The sequence below is a fragment of the Pseudoxanthomonas sp. 68-E7 genome (genome assembly GCF_057773145.1).
This window is the reverse complement of record NZ_JBYMTI010000002.1, coordinates 756,076-777,240: the sequence shown is the minus strand read 5'-3', so window position 1 is coordinate 777,240 and position 21,165 is coordinate 756,076. Positions and strand designations below refer to the sequence as shown.

Sequence of the window (21,165 nt, the reverse complement as noted above, 5' to 3'; positions counted from 1 at the left end):
CGACAGGCGGGCGGATCCGATGGAAGCCGGCGGCGGGCGATGAACCCGGCCGTGGCGGGGATGAAAATCGCGGCGGCGGCGCCGCCGCGCGCTCAGGCGCGGCGCAGCACCAGTTCCAGCACGAACTTGCTGCCGAAGAACGCCAGCAGCAGCAGGGCCATGGCGAACAGGGTCCAACCCGCCGCCTTGCTGCCGCGCCAGCCGTAGCGCCAGCGGCCGATCAGCAGCGCGCCGAAGGCCAGCCAGGACAGCACGCTCAGCACGGTCTTGTGGACCAGGTGCTGGGCAAGCAGGTTTTCGACGAACAGCACGCCGGTCAGCAGGGTGGCGGTGAGCAGGGCGAAGCCGACCGCGATCGTGCGGAACAGCAGGTCTTCCAGTTCGGTCAGCGGCGGCAACGCGCGCAGCCAGACGTGGAACTGGCGCCGCCGCAACGCACGCTCCTGGGCCCACAGCATCACCGCCAGCAGCGCGGCGATGGCCAGGGTGGCGTAGGCCAGCAGGGCCAGCCAGGCATGCAGCTGCAAGCGCCAGTCCAGCCCCGTGCTGGGCAGGTGGCCGTGCTGGTGGTAGGCCAGCAGCAGCACCGCCGCCAGCGGGAAGGCGACCACGCCCAGCGCCGCCATCCGGCCGCGTGCGCCGGCCAGCGCGGTCAGCGCCGCCATGCCCAGGCTGACCAGCGACAGCGCCGAGTAGAAATGCATGTCCGGTCCGCCTACCGTGCGCCAGGCCACCAGCAGGTGGTAGCCGCCATGCAGGACCACGGCGGCCAGCGCAGGCCACAGCCAGCCTCGCCGTGCCTCCAGCGCCGATTGCGCGGCGGCGCGGACCAGCAGCGCGGTGGCGGCCAGGTAGCCGAGGATGGCGATGAGAACGATTGTCATCGGCGAAGTGTCGCATAGGGCCGGAACCGGGAACAGCGCGACGGCGCGGGCAACGCCCGCACCCGGGAGCGATCGCCCCGCCGGGCTATAATCCGCCTCCGTTTTCCCCAGGTTCCCGCTTCCCATGTTCGAGTCCCTCACCCAGCGTCTTTCCGGCACCATCGAGCGGCTGCGCGGCCGTGGCCGCCTGAGCGAGGAGAACATCCGCGAGGCCACCCGCGAGGTCCGCATCGCCCTGCTGGAAGCCGACGTCGCGCTGCCGGTGGTACAGGCGCTGATCGAGCGCATCAAGGTGCGCGCGGTGGGCCAGGAAGTGCTCAAGTCGCTGACCCCGGGCCAGGCGCTGATCAAGATCGTCCGCGACGAACTGACCGCGGTGATGGGTTCGCAGGCGACCGACCTGAACCTCAACGTGCCGGCGCCGGCGGTCATCCTGATGGCCGGCCTGCAGGGCGCGGGCAAGACCACCACGGTCGGCAAGCTCGCCAAGCACCTCAAGGAACGCCGCAAGAAGAAGGTCATGGTGGTCAGCGCCGACGTCTACCGTCCGGCCGCGATCGAACAGCTCAAGACCCTGGCCGAACAGGTGGACGTGCTGTTCTTCCCGTCCGACGCCGGGCAGAAGCCGGAAGCCATCGTCCGCGCCGCCATCGACGATGCGCGCAAGTCGTTCGTCGACGTGCTGCTGGTCGACACCGCTGGCCGGCTGGCGATCGACGAAGCGATGATGACCGAGATCAAGGCCCTGCACGCGGCGGTCAAGCCGGTGGAGACGCTGTTCGTGGTCGATGCGATGACCGGCCAGGACGCCGCCAACACCGCCAAGGCGTTCAGCGAGGCGCTGCCGTTGACCGGCGTGGTGCTGACCAAGACCGATGGTGATGCGCGCGGCGGCGCGGCGCTGTCGGTGCGCTACATCACCGGCAAGCCGATCAAGTTCATCGGCGTGGGAGAGAAGCCCGACGGCCTGGACGTGTTCCATCCCGAGCGTGTGGCCAACCGAATCCTCGACATGGGCGACGTGCTGTCGCTGGTCGAGCAGGTCGAGCAGAACGTCGATCGCGAGAAGGCCGAGAAGCTTGCCGCCAAGGTCGCCAAGGGCAAGAAGTTCGACCTCAACGACATGCGCGATCAACTGGAACAGATGCAGAACATGGGCGGCATCAGTGGCCTGCTCGACAAGCTGCCGGGCATGGGCCAGATCCCCGACCACGTGAAGCAGCAGGTCAGCCAGAACAAGGAAGTGCCGCGGATGATCGCCATCATCGGCTCGATGACCAAGAAGGAGCGCCGCAACCCGGCGCTGCTCAACGGCTCGCGCCGCGCGCGCATCGCCCGCGGTTCCGGCACCACGCCGGCCGACGTCAACAAGCTGATGAAGCAGTACCAGCAGATGGAAAAGATGATGGGCAAGATGGCCGGCGGTGGCATGAAGGGCCTGATGCGCGGCATGAAGGGCATGATGGGCGCGCGCGGCGGCTTGCCGTTCCGCTGAACCTGATGCCTCCTCCTGCGGGAGCGACGTCAGTCGCGGCTCGATGGCGGTGGAACCGCCGGGATTTCGTGGCTGAAGCCGCTCCCGCAGCGGTGTTCGACAACAACGGTTGAGATGGAACCATGTCCATCGCCCTGCTCAACGGACGACCCGCCGACGCCGATGCCGACGCGCTGCGCGCGCTGGCGGTGGTGAATTATGGCCACTTCACCGCCATGCAGGTGCGGAGCCGGGCGGTGCAGGGCTTGGATTTCCATGTCGCGCGCCTGCAACGCGCCAACCGCGAACTGTTCGGCGCCGAACTGGCACGGGAACGCATCGTCGGCGAGATCCTGGCCGCGCTGCGGGCCGGACCCGCCGACGCCTCGCTGCGCTTCACCGTGTTCGCCCGCGATTTCGACTACCGCCAGCCGTTGCGGCCGGTGACGCCGGACGTGCTGATCACGCTGGGGCCGGCGGCGGACGGCGACAAACCCGCGCTGCGGGTGAAGTCGTATCCCTTCCAGCGATCGCAGCCGCACCTGAAGCACGTCGGCACCTTTCCGCTGTTCCACTATCGGCGGCAGGCGCTGCGGGAGGGATATGACGACGCCCTGTTCGTCGGGCCGGACGGAGTCGTCAGCGAAGGCTCCATCTGGAACCTGGGCTTCTGGGACGGCGAGACCGTGGTCTGGCCCGAGGCTCCGGCGCTGCGTGGCACCTGCGAGCAGTTGCTTCAGGCCGCACTGTCGGAGCAGGGCGTTCCCCAGCGGGTCCGCCCGGTCCATCTGGCCGAGGCAGGCAGCTTCCAGGCCGCCTTCGCCGCCAACGCCAGCGGCCTGCAGGCCATCCTGGGCATTGATGGGGTCGTTTATGTGCAGGATCTGGCCCTCATGGCGCGGCTGAGGACAGCCCTGGCCAGCCGGCCCTGGGAAATCCCCGCCTGAGGGGCGGTTTCCTTCCGCCGTTCAATGGCTTAGAATAGCCGGCTTACCTCGCCATCCTGGCGACTGGGCAACACTGGAAATCAAGCAATGGTCAAGATCCGCCTTACCCGTGGCGGCGCCAAGAAGCGCCCCTTCTACCACATCATCGTCACCGACTCGCGCAGCGCCCGTGATGGCCGCAACATCGAGCGCGTGGGCTATTACAACCCGGTCGCCTCCGGCAACGAGAAGCGCATCGAGCTGGACGTCGCCCGTGTGGACCACTGGGTGGGCCACGGTGCGCAGCTGACCGAAAAGGTCCGCAACCTGTACAAGGAAGCCACCAAGGCTTCGGCCTGATCCGCCTGGGCCGCGCCTCACGGCCCGGCCACGCTGACGCATGGATAACGAGCGCTCGCCGCGGCCCCGCAAGACCATCCTGCTGGGCCGTTTCGCGGGCGCTTTTGGCGTGCGTGGACAGGTCAAGCTGGAATCCTGGACCGAGCCGCGCGACGCCATCTTCCGCTACCAGCCCTGGATCCTCCGCGAGGGTTCGGGCGCCGAGCGCGAGCTGTCGGGTGTGCGCGGCAAGGCGTCCGGCAAGCACCTGATCGCCGACGTACCGGGCATCGCCGATCGCGACGCGGCCGATGCGATGCGCGGCATCGAAATCCTGATTCCCCGCGATGCGCTGCCGCCGCCGCAACCCGGCGAGTTCTACTGGGTGGACCTGGAAGGCCTGCGGGTCCTCAACGTGGACGGCGTGGATTTCGGTACCGTTTCGCACCTGTTTTCCACCGGCTCCAACGACGTGCTGGTGGTGCGGGGCGACCGGGAGCGCCTGATTCCCTTCATCGAACCCGACGTCATCCACTCGGTCGATTTCGATGCCCAGCGCATCACGGTGGATTGGGATCCCGAGTTCTGATCGCTGGAGCCGCCGTCGGGCCTGGGCAATACTCGGCTCCCGATTCACGTTTCCTCATTCCCGGCTCTCTGCGATGCGCATCGATGTCCTGACCCTGTTTCCCGAGTTCATCGCCCAGGCCGCGGCGGTGGGCGTGGTGGGGCGCGCGCAGGAACGCGGGTTGCTGGCCCTGCAGGGCTGGAACCCGCGCGACTACGCCGAAGGCGGTTACCGGCGGGTGGACGACCGTCCGTTCGGTGGCGGACCGGGCATGGTGATGATGATCGAGCCGCTGCGCGCCTGCCTGGCGGCGGCGCGCGCCGCCGATTCCGCGCCGGCCCCGGTCATCTATCTGAGTCCGCAGGGACAACCGCTGACCCAGCGCAAGGTCCGTGAACTGGCCGCGCGGCCGCGCCTGATTCTGCTGTGCGGCCGCTACGAAGGGGTGGACGAGCGTCTGCTGGAGGCCGAGGTGGACGAGGAAATCTCCATCGGCGACTACGTGCTGTCCGGGGGCGAACTGGCGGCGGCGGTGGTCGTGGACGCGGTGGCCCGGCTGCAGGACGGGGCTCTCGGGGATGCTGAATCGGCCGTTCAGGACAGCTTCGAGAACGACGGCCTGCTGGACTGCCCGCATTACACCCATCCGGCCCAGCATCCGGAACTGGGCGACGTGCCGGACGTGCTGCGTTCGGGCAACCATGCCGCCATCGCCCGCTGGCGCCGCCAGCAGTCGCTGGGCCGGACCTGGCTGCGCCGGCCGGACCTGCTGGACGAGTCAACCCTGTCCAAGGCCGACCGGGCCCTGCTGGCCGCTTTCCAGGCGGCCCGGGGCGGGCAGGGCGAAAGCTAGCCAGGGCCAATAAAAATCAGTAAGATGGCGGGCTTCCAGCGCCAGACCGGCCGGAACCCCATAACAATATCGTGCAGCGCAATCCGGCGACTGCATCAGTCATTGCTGTCGAACGACACACCCACGCATACAGAACGGTGCCACCATGAGCAGTCTCAACAAGTCCATCATCGCGGAATTCGAAGCCGCCCAGATCCAGCGTGAGCTGCCCGCTTTCGGTCCCGGCGACACCGTCGTCGTGAACGTGAAGGTGAAGGAAGGCAACCGCGAGCGCGTGCAGGCGTACGAAGGCGTGGTCATCGCCAAGAAGAACGCAGGCCTGAACTCCGCTTTCACCGTGCGCAAGATTTCGCACGGCTACGGCGTCGAGCGCGTGTTCCAGACCCACAGCGCCTCCATCGACTCGGTCGAAGTGAAGCGCCGCGGCAAGGTCCGTTCGGGCAAGCTGTACTACCTGCGTGATCTGGAAGGCAAGGCCGCCCGCATCAAGGAAGACCTGGCCGCCAACGCCGCCGCCAAGAAGGCGCGCCTGGCTGCTGCCGCCGAGTAATCCGCTCGCAGGCGCCATCGCTGAACGGCCACCTCCGGGTGGCCGTTTGCGTTTGTGGCGCCGGGGGCGGCATCGATGCAGACTGTGACTTCATCCTCGGTGCGGCAGAGCGTGACGATGCGTGCCATTCATGGTGGACGATGGAGTGCGGTGGTGTTGGCGGGCGTGCTGGCCGGTTGCGCCGGCGGCGACGCGATGACCCTGGATACCCGGTCGGATCTGCCGTTCCCTTGGTGCGCGGACGAGCTTCGCGCGGCGGCACAGCACCCCTTGCCCGACAACGCCACCGCCGAGCAGCGCCAGGCCGCGCGCGACTACCACGCATCAAGGGCCTGCCAGCAGGCCGGCCAGCACAGCGTCACCATTCCCCTGAGCCATCCGTTGCCACGCAAACCCTGAGCCGATGAATTCTGATTCACCCAGCACCGTCACCGCCGGCATTCGTCTCGACATCTGGCTGTGGGCCGCGCGCTTCTACAGGACCCGCAGCCTTGCCAAACAGGCGGTGGAGACCGGCAAGGTGGAAATCGGCGGCCAGCGCGCCAAGCCATCGCGCGTCGTGCGCGTGGGCGATGAACTCAAGATCGCACGCGGCGAGGACGTGTTCGGCATCCGCGTCGAAGGCCTGAGCGAACAGCGTGGGCCGGCATCGGTGGCGCAGGCGCTGTATCGCGAAAGCGAGGAATCGCGGCAACGCCGCGAGGCCGCCGCCGCCACCCGCCGCGCCGAACGCACCGGCTATCAGGCGCCGCTGTCCAAGCCCGACAAGCGTGCGCGCCGGCTGATCCGCGCTTTGGGCGACATCGACGCGATGTAAGCGAATCGCCTGCGGTCTCGTGTGGGCCGCAGGGCGGCACTTCCGCGATGCGGCGCGTTGAACAGGAACCGCGGTTTTAGGACGTTTCCGATGGGGATGCTTCGCTGTCCGCATCACGATCCATGCAACACCCTCGGAATCGGCATCCATCGCATGGACAAGCAGCAGGAACAAACGCCTCCTCCCGCATCACGGGATGAAGCGCCCAACCTGGATCATCTGTTGATTGCGCGATTCAAGCGGATGAAGGCGCATGAGTACGTGGGCCTGCTCGGCATCTTGCTGGCGTTCGTTTCCGGCATGATCGCAATCCACCGCGCGCCCATCGTTGGCAAGGAATTTATCCAGTTGCCATATTGGGGGATATGGTTCGGCATCCAGCTTGTCTGTGCCTGGTACGTACTGCAGCGATGGCGGCATGCGAGGGGGCGGTGGTGGATCCTGGTGCTGGTCGAGACGGTACTGGTGCTGGGATGGCCGTCCTCGATGTTCATCCGGTTGGAACGGAAAGAAAGCACCCACCAATCTGTCTATGGTCTTTCCGCGCTGGAGGAAATCCGGTATCGCCCATGGATGGAGTGGGCGCGCAGGCTCCGAACTTCCGTTGATGAGTCCGTCACGGGCAATTACTGGCGCGGCGAAGAGGTGTATCACCGGGGTATCGATGCTTTGGGCGGGCGTGTGCAGGCGCGATGTGCCGTGAGCAGAACCACCTGGTTGGGTCCGTTTGAGCTCTACTATGAATCGCGGGTCGACAGCTACAGATTCCGGACCGCGCAATCGCTGGCCTCCAACCCGGAATGCGCACCTTCATGGGACGGGATCGAGCCGACGACGCTCGAAACCACGACAGTCGTGCCGGGATGACGTAATGCCGTTACGGCGAGCTCCGGCATGTTCGCAACTGCATTGAACTGCGAGCAGCCGGGAAGCCCGGCTCTACGCATGATGTAAAGCGGAGCCTGCTCCGCTGCATCCCGCTGAAAGGACATGCAGAGCCGGGCAAGCCCGGCTCCACGGATTAGCGACGGCTCAGCGACCGCCGCCGAGAAAACCGCTGCCGACCTTCAGCAGGTCGCCGAGACCGAGCTGGCCGTCGCCGTCCTGATCCAGCACCGCGCCGAGCAGGCCGCCGCCCAGGCCGCCCTGCTGGCGGATCTGCTGCTGCTCCTGTCCCAGCACCTGGCTGAGCGCGCCGGGGGAGCCTTGGCCGCCTTGGCTCATGCGCTGGGCCAGGAAGGCCAGCACGATGGGGGCGAGGATCTTGAGCAACTGGCCGGCGCGGTTGCTGTCCAGGCCCGTGGCCTGGCCCAGGCCCGCCTCGGCGCGCGGCTGGCTGCCGCCGAAGATATGGCCGAGGATGCCGGCGCCGTTGGCTTCCGGGGTGGAGGCGCCGCCCAGGACCGAACCCAGCACGCTGCCGATATCCAGCCCGCTATGGTTGCGCTGGAGCGCGCCGAACAGGGCCTCGGCGCCTTGCGGTTGCTCAGCATTGCGGCCCAGAGCGCCCATCAGCAAGGGCAGCGCCGCGCCGACCGCGCCGGACGCCTCGGCCTGGCCGATGCCCAGTTGCTGCGAGACTTGCTGCAGCGGAGCGCCCTGGAGCTGGGCGAAGAGTTCTTGCGCGAGAGACTGGTTGCTCATGACGGCCGTCCTCCTGGACGCGGGTTGGAACCGCCGATGCTAGCGCCAAACTGTGACGCCGGTGGTTAACCGGAGGAGAAGGCGTGTTGCGCCGGCATCCGGTGCTCCTGTGGGCGAAAGGCCCCGCCCGTCCGGTGAACATCCGGACGAGCGGGGCGCCGGGGCGATGCCTAGGCCGCCTTGCGGGCGGCGCGCAGATCGAAGCGATCCAGTTCCATCACTTTGGCCCAGGCGGCAACGAAATCGCGCACGAACTTCCCCTGCGCGTCCGTGCTGGCGTAGACCTCGGCCAGGGCGCGCAATTGCGAGTGCGAACCGAAGATGAGGTCCACCCGGGTCCCGGTCCATTTGCGCTCGCCGCTCTTGCGATCCAATGCCTCGAATACCGCCTCGTTGTCCGAAGTGGCTTTCCACTCGGTGCGCATGTCCAGCAGGTTGACGAAGAAGTCGTTGCTCAGGACACCGGGCCGATCGGTGAACACGCCGTGCGCGGTCTGGCCGACGTTGCCGCCCAGCACGCGCAGGCCGCCGACCAGTACCGTCATCTCCGGTGCGGTCAGCGTCAGCAACTGCGCCTTATCGATGAGCAGCGACTCGGCCGGCACGCTGTACTTGCCCTTGAGATAGTTGCGGAATCCATCCGCCGCCGGTTCCAGCACCGCGAACGACGCCACGTCGGTCTGCTCCTGCGACGCATCGGTGCGACCCGGCGAGAACGGCACCGCGACGGGATGTCCGGCCTTCCTTGCCGCGTCCTCGATCGCCGCCGCGCCGCCCAGGACGATCAGATCCGCAAGCGAGACTTTCTTGCCTCCGGACTGCGCGCCATTGAAGCCGGCCTGGATGCCCTCCAGCACCTTGAGCACCTTCGACAACTGCGCGGGCTCGTTGGCCTCCCAGTCCTTCTGCGGCGACAAGCGGATGCGCGCGCCATTGGCGCCGCCGCGCTTGTCCGAACCCCGGAATGTGGAGGCCGAGGCCCACGCCGTGGAGACCAGTTCGCCTACCGACAGACCCGATTCGAGGATCTTCTTCTTCAGCGCGGCGATGTCCGCTTCATCAATCAACGGATGATCCACCGCCGGAACCGGGTCCTGCCAGATCAGTTCCTCGCTCGGGACCTCCGGGCCGAGATAGCGCGCGCGCGGGCCCATGTCGCGATGGGTCAGCTTGAACCAGGCGCGGGCGAAGGCATCGGCGAACTGGTCCGGGTGTTCCATGAAGCGTCGCGAGATCTTCTCGTAGGCGGGATCGAAGCGCAGCGACAGATCGGTGGTGAGCATGTTGGGCGCCCGGCGCTTCGTGCCGTCGTGCGCGTCGGGCACCGTGTCGGCGCCGGCGCCGTTCTTGGGCTTCCACTGGTGCGCGCCGGCGGGGCTCTTGGTCAGTTCCCATTCGTAGCCGAACAGGTGTTTGAAGAAATCCTGGCTCCATTGCGTGGGTTTCGTGGTCCAGGTGACTTCCAGGCCGCTGGTGATCGCATCGCCGGCGATGCCGGTGCCGTGCGTGCTGCGCCAGCCCAGGCCCTGGGCGACGATATCGTCGGCTTCCGGATCCGCGCCCACGTGCGAGGCTTCGCCCGCGCCATGGGTCTTGCCGAAGGTGTGGCCACCGGCGATCAACGCCACGGTTTCCTCGTCGTCCATCGCCATGCGGGCGAAGGTCTCGCGGATGTCGCGCGCGGCGGCGACCGGATCCGGGTTGCCGTTCGGGCCTTCCGGGTTCACGTAGATCAGGCCCATCTGCACCGCGGCCAGCGGGTTCTCCAGATCGCGCTCGCCCGAATAGCGCTTGTCGCCGCCCAGCCAGGCGGTTTCCGAACCCCAGTACACGTCCAGATCCGGTTCCCATACGTCCTCGCGTCCGCCGGCGAAACCGAAGGTCTTGAAGCCCATCGTCTCCAGCGCGACGTTGCCGGTGAGGATCATCAGGTCGGCCCAGGAAATACGGCTGCCGTACTTCTGCTTGATCGGCCACAGCAGCCGGCGCGCCTTGTCCAGGCTGACGTTGTCCGGCCAGCTGTTGAGCGGCGCGTAGCGCTGCTGTCCACGTCCGCCGCCACCGCGTCCGTCGCCGATGCGATAGGTACCGGCGCTGTGCCAGGCCATGCGGATGAAGAGCGGACCGTAGTGACCGAAATCCGCCGGCCACCAGGGCTGCGAATCGGTCATCAGTGCGGCCAGATCCTTCTTGAGCGCGTCATAGTCCAGGCTCTTGAAGGCTTCGGCGTAGTTGAAGTCCTTGTCCATCGGATCGGACTTGGACGAGTGCTGGTGCAGCAGATCCACGCGCAACTGGTTCGGCCACCAGTCGCGGTTGCTGGTGCCTCCGCCGACGGAATGGTTGAACGGACATTTGGCGGTTTCGAGATTCATGGTCATGCTCCCTGGGCAGCGGAAGTGGAGAGGCGTGGGGACGGCGCGGCCGCGGCGACGCGCGCGTGGTCATGGAAATGCGAGGGGGAACGCCGGCGTCGCGGCCGGAGCGGTACGCATCGGTCAGCGTTGTCGTCGCTGTGCCGCCACGGAGGCGCAGGTTGAGCGGGAGAGCACGGACGTGTTCATGGCTGGCGTTTCCGTTGGCGATGAAGAAGACACGGCCAGACTAGGCAGGCTCGGCGATTAAGCAAAATCGTTTGTGACGAACAATCCGATAGCACGTCTCAATGGTGCGGCGCGCAAACAAGCGGCCCCGGCGGGCCCACGATACCGGGCTCGCGTTACGCCGATGTTGTCGCTGACGACACGGATGCGCGAAGGCGGGCCCGCCGCGATTTCCGCAGCGGGGCAGGGCATCGTGAATGTCTCAGAGCAGGCTCTTGAGCCGATACAGCGCTTCCAGCGCCTGTTTGGGCGTGAGTTCGTCGGGATCCAGTGCGGCAAGTGCTTCCTGGGCCGCCGAGGGGGCCGGGGCAAACAGGCCGATCTGCTGCGGGGCATCCAGCGCCTGCGGGGCCATCGCCGAGGCGTGGCTTTCGCGGCCGCGTTGTTCCAGTTCGGCAAGGCGTCTGCGCGCCTGTGCGACGGTGGAGCGGGGCAGGCCCGCCAGTGCGGCCACCTGCAGGCCGAAGCTGCGATCGGCGGGGCCATCCTTGACCGCGTGCATGAACACCAAGGTGTCGCCACGCTCGCGGTCGTGATGTTCCACCGCGTCCAGGTGGACGTTGGCGATGCCGCTTTCGCCGCCGTCGGCGGAGGCATCCGCCAGGGCGGTGAGTTCGAAGTAGTGCGTTGCGAACAGGGTGTAGCAGCGGTTCTGGCTAGCCAGGTGGCGGGCGACCGCGTCGGCCAGGGCCAGGCCGTCGTAGGTGGAGGTGCCGCGGCCGATTTCGTCCATCAGCACCAGCGACTGCGCGGTGGCGTGATGGAGGATGTAACTGGTCTCGGCCATCTCGACCATGAAGGTCGATTGCCCGCGTGCCAGGTCGTCGCCGGCGCCGATGCGGGTGAGGATGCGATCGATCGGGCCGATTTGCGCGCGCGACGCCGGGACGAAGCTGCCGATATGGGCGAGCAGCACGATCAGCGCGTTCTGGCGCATGTAGGTCGATTTGCCGCCCATGTTGGGGCCGGTGATGATCAGCATCCGGCGCTGTTCATCCAGAGCCAGGTCATTGGGCTCGAATGGTTCGGCGCGGACGGCTTCCACCACCGGATGGCGCCCGCGCTCGATGCGCAGGCCGGGTTCGTCGGCCAGGGTCGGCCGCGACCAGTCCAGTGCCTGCGCGCGTTCGGCGAAGCCGGCCAGCACGTCCAGTTCGCTGAGCGCGCCGGCGCAGCGCTTGAGTGGCTCCAGGTTCTGGTTGAGCGAATCCAGCAGGCCCTCGTACAGCGCCTTCTCGCGCGCCAGCGAGCGCTCGCGCGCCGACAGTACCTTGTCCTCGAAATTCTTCAATTCCTCGGTGATGTAGCGCTCCGCGTTGGTCAGGGTCTGCCGCCGGGTGTAGTGGACCGGCGCGCGATCCGACTGGCCCTTGCTGATCTCGATGTAGTAGCCGTGCACGCGGTTGTAGCCGACCTTGAGGGTGGCGATGCCGCTGTTTTCCCGCTCGCGCGCCTCCAGATCGACCAGGAACTGATCGGCATGGCTGCTCAGGCGACGCAGTTCGTCCAGGTCGGCATCGAACCCGTCGGCGATCACGCCGCCGTCGACCAGCTTGAGCGCCGGATGCGGCGCGACCGCGCGGACCAGCAGCGCGGCGGTGTCGTCGTGTTCACCCAGCTCGGCCGCCAGCTCGGACAGGCGTGGTGATGCGGCCAGGTCCGGCGAACCGGAGGCGGTGCCTGACAGCGTCTGGCGGATATCTGGCAGCAGCGCGAGGGCGTCGCGCAGGGTCGACAGGTCGCGGGGACGCGCCGAGCGCAGGGCGACGCGGGTGAGGATGCGCTCCATGTCACCCAGTGCGCGGAAGCGTTCGCGCAGTGCGGTGTCCAGGCCGTTGCCGATCAGGCTGTCCACGGCCTGGTGGCGCTCGCCGACCACGCGGCGATCACGCAGCGGGCGATGCAGCCAGCGCCGGAGGAGGCGGCCGCCCATCGGGGTGATGGTGGTGTCGAGCACGCCCAGCAGGGTGTTGCCGGTGTCGCCATCGACTCGGCTGTCCAGCTCCAGATGGCGCCGGGTCGCCGCGTTCATGGCGATGGCATCGCCGGCCGATTCGGTGCGGATGGCGCCCAGGTGCGGCAGACGCTGTTTCTGGGTTTCCTCGACGTAGCCGAGCAGGGCGGCGGCGGCGCCGGTCGCCAGCGGCAACTGCTCGATGCCGAAGCCGTTGAGATCGCGGACCTGGAAGAATTGCAGCAGTTGCCGGCGGCCGTTGCCGGCATCGAACAGCCAAGGCGCGCGCCGGCGCAGGCCGTGGCGTCCGTGCAGGAAATCCGGCCAGCCGTCCTCGTCCGGCAGCAGGATCTCCGCCGGCTCCAGGCGCGCGAGTTCCGCCTCCAGGCCGTCCTCGCCCTCGACCTCGTTGACGACGAAACGCCCGCCGGCCAGATCCGCCCAGGCCAGGCCATAGCCCTTGCGGCCGCGCGCAATCGCCATCAGCAGGGTGTCGCGGCGCTCGTTGAGCAGGGCCTCGTCGGTGACGGTGCCGGGCGTGACCACCCGCACGACCTTGCGTTCGACCAGGCCCTTGGTCTGGGCCGGATCGCCGATCTGCTCGCAGATGGCCACCGACTCGCCCATCGCCACCAGCCGGGCCAGGTAGCTCTCGTAGGCGTGGTGCGGCACGCCCGCCATCGGAATGGGGGCGCCCGCCGAATTGCCGCGCTGGGTCAGGGTGATGTCCAGCAGTCGCGCGGCCTTGCGGGCATCGTCGTAGAACAGTTCGTAGAAGTCCCCCATCCGGAAGAACAGCAACAGGTCCGGATACTCCGCCTTGGCGGCGAAGAACTGCCTCATCAGCGGGGTGTGCTCCGCGGCCGCCTGTTCCTGCCTGCGCTTCTGGGTCGAATCGGTGTCTTGCAAGTCTGTCTTCTTCCGGAGGTGGGCGGACCGCGGCCGGTTTCCCTGATGAAATCTAGCGTCGCGCTGCGGTTGCCATGATACGGGCGGCGGTATCGAGTTGCGATGTCGCCGCCCGATGCGCGTTCGCCTGGACCGGCGTGCCTGCTTTCCGCCAGCGCAGGGAAGGCGACCGGCCGACATTCCTTTGCGGAGCCCGCAAGGCGGGCGCGCGCGCTCAGGGGACCGGTACGATCTCGCCCAGTTCCAGGCGCATCCGTTCGAAATCCACGCACCAGTAGCTGAAACGACCCAGCACGTCGCCACCGAGAACGCCGAATTGCCGCGTTTCCACGTCCTCGCTTTCATCCAGGCCGATCGCGATCTGCTCCAGCGGGATCGTCTTTCCATCCAGATCCAGCGTCGCGTCCGGGAGCACCGCCGAGCGTCGCGAAGTGGCGCCGCCGGCGCTGGCAAAGTGCTCCTGCCGGGTGGGCAGGCCGCGGATCAGTTCCGGATGGCGTCGGGCGAACAGCGGCGACAGGGAAGACGAAGAGGCGCCGCTGTCCAGGTGCAGCGCAACCGGCTGTCCGTTCACGTGCGCGCTGACGAACAGGTCGCTGCCGATGACCCGCAGGTTGCCCGGCGCTGCCCCCGTCCCAGGCGCGGCCGGCTCCGGCGCCAGTTGACCATCGCGTTGGAAACGGATCCGGCGCAGTTCGCGCAATACCGGGAAGCCCAGGATCGCCTCGATGCGATAGCCGCCGGGAACGGAAAATTCCAACCCGGCATCGTCAAGGACCAGGAAGACGACGTTGCGGATCCGCAAGCCGGCAAACGCCAGTTCGTCGGCGATACCGATCAGGGTAGGGACCTCGTTGCGGCTCGCGCTGCCGACGCTGACTTCGCTGTCCAGCAGGCGCAGTCCCAATCGGCTGGCGGTCGTGCGCGAAACCACGGACAGGTTGGCGCCGGTATCCAGGACCATTTCCTGCGTCCTGCCATTGACCCGGACATCCGCGCGCCTCAGGCCCACCTTGTCGCGCCGGGTCTGCGCCGGCGACGGCTCGAACGAAGCCACCTGCTGGCGCTGGACACTCGCCAACGGCCGGGCGATCCCGTGCATGCGCGCGGCATCGGCGGCATCCTGCGGATGCGCGGCCGCCGCGGGGTCCTGTTCCAGCAGGGCCCGTTGCCGGGACGTGGCCTCGGCCGCCGCCGCGTAGTCGCCTTCGGCGAAGGCGACGTCAGCCAGCATCGACCAGGCCCTTGCCTGCCGGGCTGCATCCTGCGTTTGCTCCGCCAATTGAGCGGCCAGCACCTCGCGTGCCCGCGCCGTGTCCAGCCGCGACGCGGCGATTCTGGCCTGGGCCAGCGCCCGCCAGCGGGGATCGCGGATGCCGGGAAGGGCCTGCTCCAGGCTGAAGACATCTCCTTTGCCCGCGTCCTCGAGCAGGTGCGCGGGGCCGCGTGGCCCCGCCGGCGGCGCATGCGGCGTGGCATGCGCCATCGGCCACGCCAGCAACAGCCCCAGCGACAACAGCGGGCAAAGGAGCCGGCGGACGACGCTCGGCGTGGGTGGGGATGGTTTCATGTTAGTATCCTTCGAGAGAAATAAATTTCTGTAAAACAGAAATTAATATGAATAAAACAGAAAATACAAGTGCATTATTGCGGCACGCGCGCTGGCTGCGCCGGGGGGTGCTGGCGAGCGCGGTGGCCTGCCTGGTGGTGACTGCCTTGGCGCTGCTGTGGCCGACGCCCTTTCCGGGCGTGGCGGCCACCCTCGATGAAGGCGGGCTTCCATGGGAATGGGCGGCGCTGACCGCCGCGCTGCTGGCCGTCCTGACCAGTTGGGCACTGCTGGAACTCGCGCGCATGCTGGGGCGGTTGCAGTCGTCCGCGCTGTTCTCCAGCGCGGTGACCCGGCATTTCCGCCGGTTCGCATCGCGGCTGCTGGCGGTGGGTCTCCTCAATGCGCTGCTGCCGCCGCTGCTCCAGGCCGCGCTGGCATGGCACGCCGCGCGCCCGGGACCGCTGCGGCTGGACTTCGGCGGCGGCGACCTGCTCGTGCTGCTGATGGGGGCCACCTTCTTTCTGGTGGCGCGGCTGTTCGATGAAGCCGCGCGCCTGGAAGAAGACAGTCATTCCATTGTCTGAAGGACCCCGATGGCGATAGTCGTCCGCCTTGACGTGATGCTGGCCTTGCGCAAGGTGCGCTCCAAGGATCTGGCGGCCCATGTCGGCATCACCGAAGCCAATCTTTCCCTGCTCAAGTCGGGAAAGGTCCGCGGCATCCGTTTCGAAACCCTCGCGGCGATCTGCGACTACCTGCAATGCCAGCCCGGCGATCTGCTGGCCTACCTGCCGGACGAGCCGGAAGGCTGAGCACGCCGCGGCGATTGTTCCGCATGCCCGCGTCCCACGCGTAAGCCCTGTTTTTCAGCACGATCGTTCGCTTCCGTCCGTGCTCGACGGGCGTCGCGCGTATCGACGCGTTGCAGAATGCTTCCGCGCCGAGAGGAGTGCTAGCTTCGCCTCCACAGAGGGGCGCGCAAGCGCCGCATGATTGTCCATACAAGGTGGATGCCGTATCGAAGTCGTCTGAACGTCAACGTCCGACATGACCCGGGGGAGGGGAACACATGATCGTCGCCAAACCGCAGCAACGCGCGCTCGCGCTCGCCGTTTTCGCCGCACTTTCCGCCAATCTGCAGGCACAGGAAGCCACGCCGTCCCAGACCCAGCCCGATGAGGAGGCGACCACGCTGGCGACCATGACGGTCACCGCGCAGAAGCGCGAGGAGGCCATGCAGGACGTGCCGATCATGCTGACCGCGCTGCCGGAGCAGTTGCTGCAGGATGCGGGTGTTTCCGACATCAAGGACGTGCAATTGCTGGTGCCTGGCCTGCATGTCAGTTCGACCACCAACGAGTCGCAGACCACCGCGCGCATCCGCGGCGTCGGCACCAATGGCGACAACGCCGGCCTGGAATCGGCGGTGGGCGTGGTGATTGACGGCGTGTACCGCCCGCGCACCGGCGTGGGGTTCGGCGACCTGGGCGAACTGGAACGCATCGAGGTGCTGAAGGGTCCGCAGGGAACGGTCTTCGGCAAGAACACCTCCGCCGGCGTCATCAACGTCATCACCCGCCGTCCCAGCTACACACAGAGCGCGGAAGGTGAACTGACCTTCGGCAATTACGGCGAGTTCGGCATTTCCGGTGCCTACAACGACGCCATCAGCGATCACGCCGCCTTCCGCATCTACGCGGCCAAACGTACCCGCGACGGCGTTACCGACGTCAATACGGGAACGGGCCCGCGCACCAGCCGCGAGGACAGCGATCGCGACTTCCGTACCCTGCGCGCGCAGTTGCTGTGGGAACCGAACGACGATCTGGACTTCACTTTCATCGCCGACTACACCCGCCGCGACGAGAACTGTTGCGTGGGCGTGACCACCGTGCGTGGCCTGACCGCCAACATCCTCGATGCGCTGGCCGGGGGCGCCGGGCGCGCGATCATCCCGGTGGCGGACCCGGAGCGGCGCCTGGCCTACAGCAACCGCGGCACTGAACAGAGCGTGCTGGACAAGGGGTTCTCCACCCAGATTGACTGGAACACGCCCTGGTTCAACGGGGCGACGCTGACCTCGATAACCGCCGCGCGCGACTGGCAGTCGGTCAACGCGCTGGACTTCGACTTCAGCGGCGCGGATCTGCTGTACCGCCGCAACAACTTCGACGACTCATCGACCAAGTTCAAGACCTTCAGCCAGGAACTGCGCCTGACCGGCAGCACCGACAAACTGGACTGGATGCTGGGATTCTTCTACTCGGACGAGGACCTGGAGCGCCACGACCAGTACATGATCGGCCGGCACTACGAGACCTACCTGTCCACCGCGCTGCTGAGCCTGTTCGCGCGCCAGCTGGCGCCGCTGGGCATCACCGTCAATACCACCAATCCGTTCCTGTTCGCGTCGCAGGCCACCGGGCGGCCGCTCGGCACCGTCTTCCCGGGTGACACCGAAGGCGCGCACGACACCTACAACCAGAACGCCAGGACCGCCGCGTTGTTCACCAACAACACCTGGCACGCCACCGACCAGCTGGCGATCACGCTCGGGCTGCGCTACACCCACGAAAAGAAGGAGCTGGATTCGGTCTACACCAATCCCAATGGCAGCCTGGGTTGCGCCACCGCGCTCGGCAACCCGGCACAGGTGGTGGGCGCGTTGATGGCGCGCGGCATCCCGCAGCCCGTGGCGCAGCAGCTTGCACCGACCGCGATCGGCTACATGTGCCTGCCGTGGGCCAACATCGCCCACAACGGCCGCCATACGAAGCAGGACCGCTCCGAGAGTGAATGGTCGGGCACGCTCAAGTTTGCCTACCGCTGGAACGATCACCTGATGACCTACCTGTCCGGCGCGCGTGGCTACAAGGGCGGCGGCTTCAACCTGGATCGCGTGCAGTCGAACACGGGCCTGTCCAGCGGCACCGCCGGCATCCTGCCGGTCAGGGATACCTCGTTCCCGGGGGAGTTCGTCGACAGCTACGAGCTGGGCGCCAAGTCCACCTGGCTGGACGGCAACCTGCTGCTCAACGGCACCCTGTTCTACCAGGAGTTCACCGACTTCCAGCTCAACAGCTTCCTCGGCACCAGCTACGTCGTGCGCTCGATTCCCGAGGTCACGTCCAAGGGCATCGACGCGGAAGTGCTGTGGCAGACCGGGCTGGACGGGCTGATGCTGCAGGCCGGCCTGACCTACGCCGACACGCGCTATGGCGACGACAAGCCCACCTCGGAATTCGTCGCACCCGGCGGCACCCTGTACAAACTGCCGGGCAACCACATCAGCTTCGCGCCGCTGTGGTCGGGTTCGGCGTCGCTGACCTACCAGTGGGACTTCGGCAACAGCCTGATTGGCCGCTTCAACATCGGCGCCAAGTACATCTCCGAGCACAACACCGGTTCGGACATGGACATCGAGAAGATCCAGGAGGGCTACACCCTGGTCAACGCCCGGGTCGGATTCGGCGCGAAGAACAAGCGCTGGATGGTGGAGCTGTGGGGGCAGAACCTGACCGACGAGACCTACCAGCAGGTCGGCTTCGACGCCCCGCTGCAGAATTTCTCGCCGACGCCGGGGGATCCCACCAACTCGTTCAACGCGTTCCTGGGCGCGCCGCGCACCTATGGCGTGACCTTCCGCGTGACGTACTGAGCGAAGGCGACGCAGTGCGCGCACCCGCCCGGTCCCGGGCCGGGGCGCGCCGACCGCGAGCAGACAGGGGCGCCGAATTCGGCTAAAACGGTGGCTCCTTCCCCCGAGCCTTGCCGATGTCGACCGTGGCCGCTGCAACTCCTACCGACGCCGAACTGCGCGAGCAGGCCGAACGGATCGGCGCCCGCCTGCGCGCCGAACACGATCACCTGGTGACCGCGGAAAGCTGTACCGGCGGCTGGATCGCCAAGACGGTGACCGACATCGCCGGCTCCTCGGACTGGTTCGACAGCGGCATGGTGGCCTACAGCTACGAAGCCAAGCAGGCGTTGCTGGGCGTGCGCCCGCAAACCCTGGAAACCCATGGCGCGGTCAGCCGCGAGACGGTCATCGAGATGGTGTCCGGCGCGCTGGTCAACTCCGGCGCGAGCGTGGCGGTCGCGGTGACCGGCATCGCCGGCCCCGGCGGCGGCAGCGAAGGCAAGCCCGTGGGCACGGTCTGGATCGGCTGGAAACGCCGCGGCGGCTATGCCCGCGCGGAAGTGTTCCTGTTCGACGGCGACCGCGACGCGGTCAGGCGGCAGACGGTGGCGACCGCGCTGAGCGGACTGGAAAAGCTGTGATGCGACCGACCGGCGGGAAAGGGCGACGCTGATGTGGGAGACCCTGGGAGCGGTGCGCGATCTGGGGCGGTTGCAGGAAATCGCCTCGGTCCTGATCCGCAACGGTTTTGGCGACATGGTCCGGCGCATCGGCCTGGCCGGAGCGCTGGAGCGGGCCGGCAGGCTCCTGCACTGGCAGCATGCGGAAGACGCGCTGCGGATGGAGCCGCCGGAACGACTGCGGCGCGCGCTGGAAACGCTGGGACCAACCTTCGTCAAACTCGGCCAGGTGCTGGCCACCCGCATCGACCTGCTGCCGCCGGAATGGATCGCGGAGTTGAGCCGGCTGCAGAACGCGGTGCCGGCGGTGCCCTACGAGGTGATCCGCCCACAGCTGATCGAGGATCTCGGCGACCTCCCGGAAAACATCTTTGCCCGGCTGGATCCGGAACCGTTGGCCGCCGCCTCGCTGGCGCAGGCGCATCGCGCCTGGCTGGAGGACGGTCGCGCGGTGGTGCTCAAGGTGCGCCGCCCCGGAATCCGCGAAGTGGTCGAGGCGGACCTGCGCCTGCTGGCGCGACTGGCCGACATCATCCAGACGCAGGTGCCGGATCTGCGTCGTTACCATCCCGTCGGCATCGCCCAGCAATTCGCCGCGTCGTTGCGCGCGGAACTGGATTTCGCCGGCGAATGCCGCAATGCCGAGCGCATCGCCCTCAATTTCCAGGATCATCCCGAGGTGATGATCCCCGCGGTGCACTGGCAATGGACCAGCGAGCGCCTGAGCGTGCAGGACTGGGTGGACGGCATCCCCGGCTGCGATCTGGCGGCGGTGGACGCGGCCGGACTGGATCGCCATGCGCTGGCCCGCACCGGCGCGGCGATCGTGCTGAAGATGGTGCTGGTGGACGGGTTGTTCCATGCCGATCCGCATCCGGGGAACATCTTCTACCTGCGGGACGGGCGCATCGGCCTGATCGATTTCGGCATGGTCGGCTGGGTGTCCGAACAACGACGCTTCCAGGTCGCGCGATTGCTCAACGGGCTGGTCGGCGAGGATCCCGAGGCCGTCACCGACATCCTGCTGGACTGGACCGAAGGCGACGCGTCGGTCGACGAGACCCGCCTGCAGGCCGACGTCGGGGTGTTCACCGATCGCTATCGCGGCGTGCCACTGAAACAGCTGCGCATGGGCGCCATGCTCACCGACGTGGCCGCGCTGCTGCGCCGGCACGGCCTGAGCCTGCCGCCGGACCTGGCCCTGATGATCAAGGCGTTCCTGACCCTGGAAGGCCTGGGCCGGCAACTGGATCCGGACTTCGACATGGCCAGCGAGGCGCGTCCCTACCTGGAACGCGCGATCCTGGAGCGCTACTCGCCACGCGCGGTCGCCCGGCGCGGCCGCCGCAGCCTGTCCGGGGCCCTCGATCTGGTCGGCGACATGCCGCGCGATCTGCGCCGCCTGCTGCAGGCCGCGCGCCGGGGCCGCCTGCGCGGGCAACTCGACATCACCTCGCTGAAGGCCTTTGGCGACCAGCTCAACAGCGCCGCCAACCGGCTCACCATCGGCGTGGTCACCGCCGCGTTGATCATCGGCTCGTCCATCGTGATGAACAGCGTGGGCGGCGGCACCTCCAACCGCTGGCTGATGGCGATGGGCGTGCTGGGCTTCGTGTTCGCGGCCATGACCGGGGTCTGGATCGTGCTGTCGATCTGGCGGAGCGGGCGCAAGCGCTGAGCCGCCGGGGCGCCGTCATCCCTCCGGCCGGCGGAGACGGCAGGACGGCGAGGGAAGCGCGCCGCGGGAACCTGGGCTTGTCAAGCGGGTTTGT

19 protein-coding genes are annotated in these 21,165 nt (G+C 67.5%); 14 read left to right on the top strand and 5 right to left on the bottom strand.

The window, feature by feature from the left end; all coding sequences use genetic code 11:
- Nucleotides 1-92: 92 nt before the first annotated feature.
- Nucleotides 93-884, bottom strand: coding sequence for a cytochrome C assembly family protein (locus tag AC3DE2_RS08080; protein WP_488425746.1), 792 nt, complete (start codon nt 882-884; stop codon nt 93-95).
- A gap of 124 nt (nt 885-1,008) precedes the next feature.
- On the opposite strand from AC3DE2_RS08080, the gene ffh reads away from it, so the two are divergent.
- The 9 genes from ffh to AC3DE2_RS08035 all read left to right on the top strand — a co-directional run bounded on the left by ffh (nt 1,009) and on the right by AC3DE2_RS08035 (nt 7,278).
- Nucleotides 1,009-2,379 (top strand): signal recognition particle protein, encoded by a 1,371-nt coding sequence (gene ffh, locus AC3DE2_RS08075; protein WP_295379315.1) that lies wholly within the window; start codon nt 1,009-1,011, stop codon nt 2,377-2,379.
- A gap of 122 nt (nt 2,380-2,501) precedes the next feature.
- Nucleotides 2,502-3,305: an aminotransferase class IV family protein gene (locus AC3DE2_RS08070; protein ID WP_488425745.1), complete on the top strand. Its 804-nt coding sequence runs from the start codon at nt 2,502-2,504 to the stop codon at nt 3,303-3,305.
- Between the two features lie 87 nt (nt 3,306-3,392).
- The gene (gene rpsP, locus AC3DE2_RS08065; RefSeq protein WP_141453473.1) at nt 3,393-3,644 is read left to right on the top strand and encodes a 30S ribosomal protein S16; all 252 of its coding nucleotides are present in this window, start codon (nt 3,393-3,395) and stop codon (nt 3,642-3,644) included.
- A gap of 40 nt (nt 3,645-3,684) precedes the next feature.
- Nucleotides 3,685-4,212: a ribosome maturation factor RimM gene (gene rimM / locus AC3DE2_RS08060; RefSeq protein ID WP_488425744.1), complete on the top strand. Its 528-nt coding sequence runs from the start codon at nt 3,685-3,687 to the stop codon at nt 4,210-4,212.
- 73 nt (nt 4,213-4,285) lie between these two features.
- A complete protein-coding gene (gene trmD, locus AC3DE2_RS08055; protein ID WP_488425742.1) occupies nt 4,286-5,044 on the top strand; it encodes a tRNA (guanosine(37)-N1)-methyltransferase TrmD in 759 nt (252 codons plus the stop codon).
- 145 nt (nt 5,045-5,189) lie between these two features.
- Entirely contained in the window at nt 5,190-5,594 is a 405-nt protein-coding gene (gene rplS / locus AC3DE2_RS08050) for a 50S ribosomal protein L19 (protein WP_141453468.1), read from the top strand.
- A 117-nt stretch (nt 5,595-5,711) separates the two neighbouring features.
- Nucleotides 5,712-5,993, top strand: coding sequence for a hypothetical protein (locus AC3DE2_RS08045; protein ID WP_488425741.1), 282 nt, complete (start codon nt 5,712-5,714; stop codon nt 5,991-5,993).
- A 4-nt stretch (nt 5,994-5,997) separates the two neighbouring features.
- Entirely contained in the window at nt 5,998-6,411 is a 414-nt protein-coding gene (locus AC3DE2_RS08040) for an RNA-binding S4 domain-containing protein (protein ID WP_488425740.1), read from the top strand.
- A 153-nt stretch (nt 6,412-6,564) separates the two neighbouring features.
- Nucleotides 6,565-7,278: a hypothetical protein gene (locus AC3DE2_RS08035; RefSeq protein ID WP_488425739.1), complete on the top strand. Its 714-nt coding sequence runs from the start codon at nt 6,565-6,567 to the stop codon at nt 7,276-7,278.
- Between the two features lie 165 nt (nt 7,279-7,443).
- Here the strand turns inward: AC3DE2_RS08035 and AC3DE2_RS08030 are convergent, their stop codons facing one another.
- From AC3DE2_RS08030 to AC3DE2_RS08015, 4 genes are all read right to left on the bottom strand, one after another.
- The gene (locus AC3DE2_RS08030) at nt 7,444-8,055 is read right to left on the bottom strand and encodes a DUF937 domain-containing protein (RefSeq protein WP_295376151.1); all 612 of its coding nucleotides are present in this window, start codon (nt 8,053-8,055) and stop codon (nt 7,444-7,446) included.
- 170 nt (nt 8,056-8,225) lie between these two features.
- Nucleotides 8,226-10,430: a catalase/peroxidase HPI gene (gene katG, locus AC3DE2_RS08025; RefSeq protein WP_488425738.1), complete on the bottom strand. Its 2,205-nt coding sequence runs from the start codon at nt 10,428-10,430 to the stop codon at nt 8,226-8,228.
- 430 nt (nt 10,431-10,860) lie between these two features.
- The gene (mutS, locus tag AC3DE2_RS08020) at nt 10,861-13,455 is read right to left on the bottom strand and encodes a DNA mismatch repair protein MutS (RefSeq protein ID WP_488425773.1); all 2,595 of its coding nucleotides are present in this window, start codon (nt 13,453-13,455) and stop codon (nt 10,861-10,863) included.
- Between the two features lie 280 nt (nt 13,456-13,735).
- The gene (locus AC3DE2_RS08015; protein WP_488425737.1) at nt 13,736-15,091 is read right to left on the bottom strand and encodes a retropepsin-like aspartic protease family protein; all 1,356 of its coding nucleotides are present in this window, start codon (nt 15,089-15,091) and stop codon (nt 13,736-13,738) included.
- A gap of 47 nt (nt 15,092-15,138) precedes the next feature.
- Between AC3DE2_RS08015 and AC3DE2_RS08010 the strand changes: the two genes are divergently transcribed.
- The 5 genes from AC3DE2_RS08010 (at nt 15,139) to ubiB (ending at nt 21,071) form a co-directional block, all read left to right on the top strand.
- On the top strand, nt 15,139-15,657 hold the full coding sequence (locus tag AC3DE2_RS08010) for a hypothetical protein (RefSeq protein WP_488425774.1): 519 nt from the start codon (nt 15,139-15,141) through the stop codon (nt 15,655-15,657).
- 9 nt (nt 15,658-15,666) lie between these two features.
- Nucleotides 15,667-15,885: a helix-turn-helix domain-containing protein gene (locus AC3DE2_RS08005; protein WP_295376159.1), complete on the top strand. Its 219-nt coding sequence runs from the start codon at nt 15,667-15,669 to the stop codon at nt 15,883-15,885.
- 257 nt (nt 15,886-16,142) lie between these two features.
- The gene (locus AC3DE2_RS08000) at nt 16,143-18,731 is read left to right on the top strand and encodes a TonB-dependent receptor (RefSeq protein WP_488425736.1); all 2,589 of its coding nucleotides are present in this window, start codon (nt 16,143-16,145) and stop codon (nt 18,729-18,731) included.
- Nucleotides 18,732-18,847: 116 nt separating this feature from the next.
- Nucleotides 18,848-19,354: a CinA family protein gene (locus AC3DE2_RS07995; protein WP_488425735.1), complete on the top strand. Its 507-nt coding sequence runs from the start codon at nt 18,848-18,850 to the stop codon at nt 19,352-19,354.
- 31 nt (nt 19,355-19,385) lie between these two features.
- Nucleotides 19,386-21,071, top strand: a complete 1,686-nt coding sequence (gene ubiB, locus AC3DE2_RS07990) for a 2-polyprenylphenol 6-hydroxylase (protein ID WP_295375515.1) — start codon at nt 19,386-19,388, stop codon at nt 21,069-21,071.
- Nucleotides 21,072-21,165: the final 94 nt, after the last annotated feature.

What these genes read in the sequence shown, in the direction of transcription:
- AC3DE2_RS08080 (WP_488425746.1), bottom strand. Translation starts at nt 884, where the DNA reads ATGACAATCGTTCTCATCGCCATCCTCGGCTACCTGGCCGCCACCGCG.
- ffh (WP_295379315.1), top strand. Translation starts at nt 1,009, where the DNA reads ATGTTCGAGTCCCTCACCCAGCGTCTTTCCGGCACCATCGAGCGGCTG.
- AC3DE2_RS08070 (WP_488425745.1), top strand. Translation starts at nt 2,502, where the DNA reads ATGTCCATCGCCCTGCTCAACGGACGACCCGCCGACGCCGATGCCGAC.
- rpsP (WP_141453473.1), top strand. Translation starts at nt 3,393, where the DNA reads ATGGTCAAGATCCGCCTTACCCGTGGCGGCGCCAAGAAGCGCCCCTTC.
- rimM (WP_488425744.1), top strand. Translation starts at nt 3,685, where the DNA reads ATGGATAACGAGCGCTCGCCGCGGCCCCGCAAGACCATCCTGCTGGGC.
- trmD (WP_488425742.1), top strand. Translation starts at nt 4,286, where the DNA reads ATGCGCATCGATGTCCTGACCCTGTTTCCCGAGTTCATCGCCCAGGCC.
- rplS (WP_141453468.1), top strand. Translation starts at nt 5,190, where the DNA reads ATGAGCAGTCTCAACAAGTCCATCATCGCGGAATTCGAAGCCGCCCAG.
- AC3DE2_RS08045 (WP_488425741.1), top strand. Translation starts at nt 5,712, where the DNA reads ATGCGTGCCATTCATGGTGGACGATGGAGTGCGGTGGTGTTGGCGGGC.
- AC3DE2_RS08040 (WP_488425740.1), top strand. Translation starts at nt 5,998, where the DNA reads ATGAATTCTGATTCACCCAGCACCGTCACCGCCGGCATTCGTCTCGAC.
- AC3DE2_RS08035 (WP_488425739.1), top strand. Translation starts at nt 6,565, where the DNA reads ATGGACAAGCAGCAGGAACAAACGCCTCCTCCCGCATCACGGGATGAA.
- AC3DE2_RS08030 (WP_295376151.1), bottom strand. Translation starts at nt 8,055, where the DNA reads ATGAGCAACCAGTCTCTCGCGCAAGAACTCTTCGCCCAGCTCCAGGGC.
- katG (WP_488425738.1), bottom strand. Translation starts at nt 10,430, where the DNA reads ATGAATCTCGAAACCGCCAAATGTCCGTTCAACCATTCCGTCGGCGGA.
- mutS (WP_488425773.1), bottom strand. Translation starts at nt 13,455, where the DNA reads ATGAGGCAGTTCTTCGCCGCCAAGGCGGAGTATCCGGACCTGTTGCTG.
- AC3DE2_RS08015 (WP_488425737.1), bottom strand. Translation starts at nt 15,091, where the DNA reads ATGAAACCATCCCCACCCACGCCGAGCGTCGTCCGCCGGCTCCTTTGC.
- AC3DE2_RS08010 (WP_488425774.1), top strand. Translation starts at nt 15,139, where the DNA reads ATGAATAAAACAGAAAATACAAGTGCATTATTGCGGCACGCGCGCTGG.
- AC3DE2_RS08005 (WP_295376159.1), top strand. Translation starts at nt 15,667, where the DNA reads ATGGCGATAGTCGTCCGCCTTGACGTGATGCTGGCCTTGCGCAAGGTG.
- AC3DE2_RS08000 (WP_488425736.1), top strand. Translation starts at nt 16,143, where the DNA reads ATGATCGTCGCCAAACCGCAGCAACGCGCGCTCGCGCTCGCCGTTTTC.
- AC3DE2_RS07995 (WP_488425735.1), top strand. Translation starts at nt 18,848, where the DNA reads ATGTCGACCGTGGCCGCTGCAACTCCTACCGACGCCGAACTGCGCGAG.
- ubiB (WP_295375515.1), top strand. Translation starts at nt 19,386, where the DNA reads ATGTGGGAGACCCTGGGAGCGGTGCGCGATCTGGGGCGGTTGCAGGAA.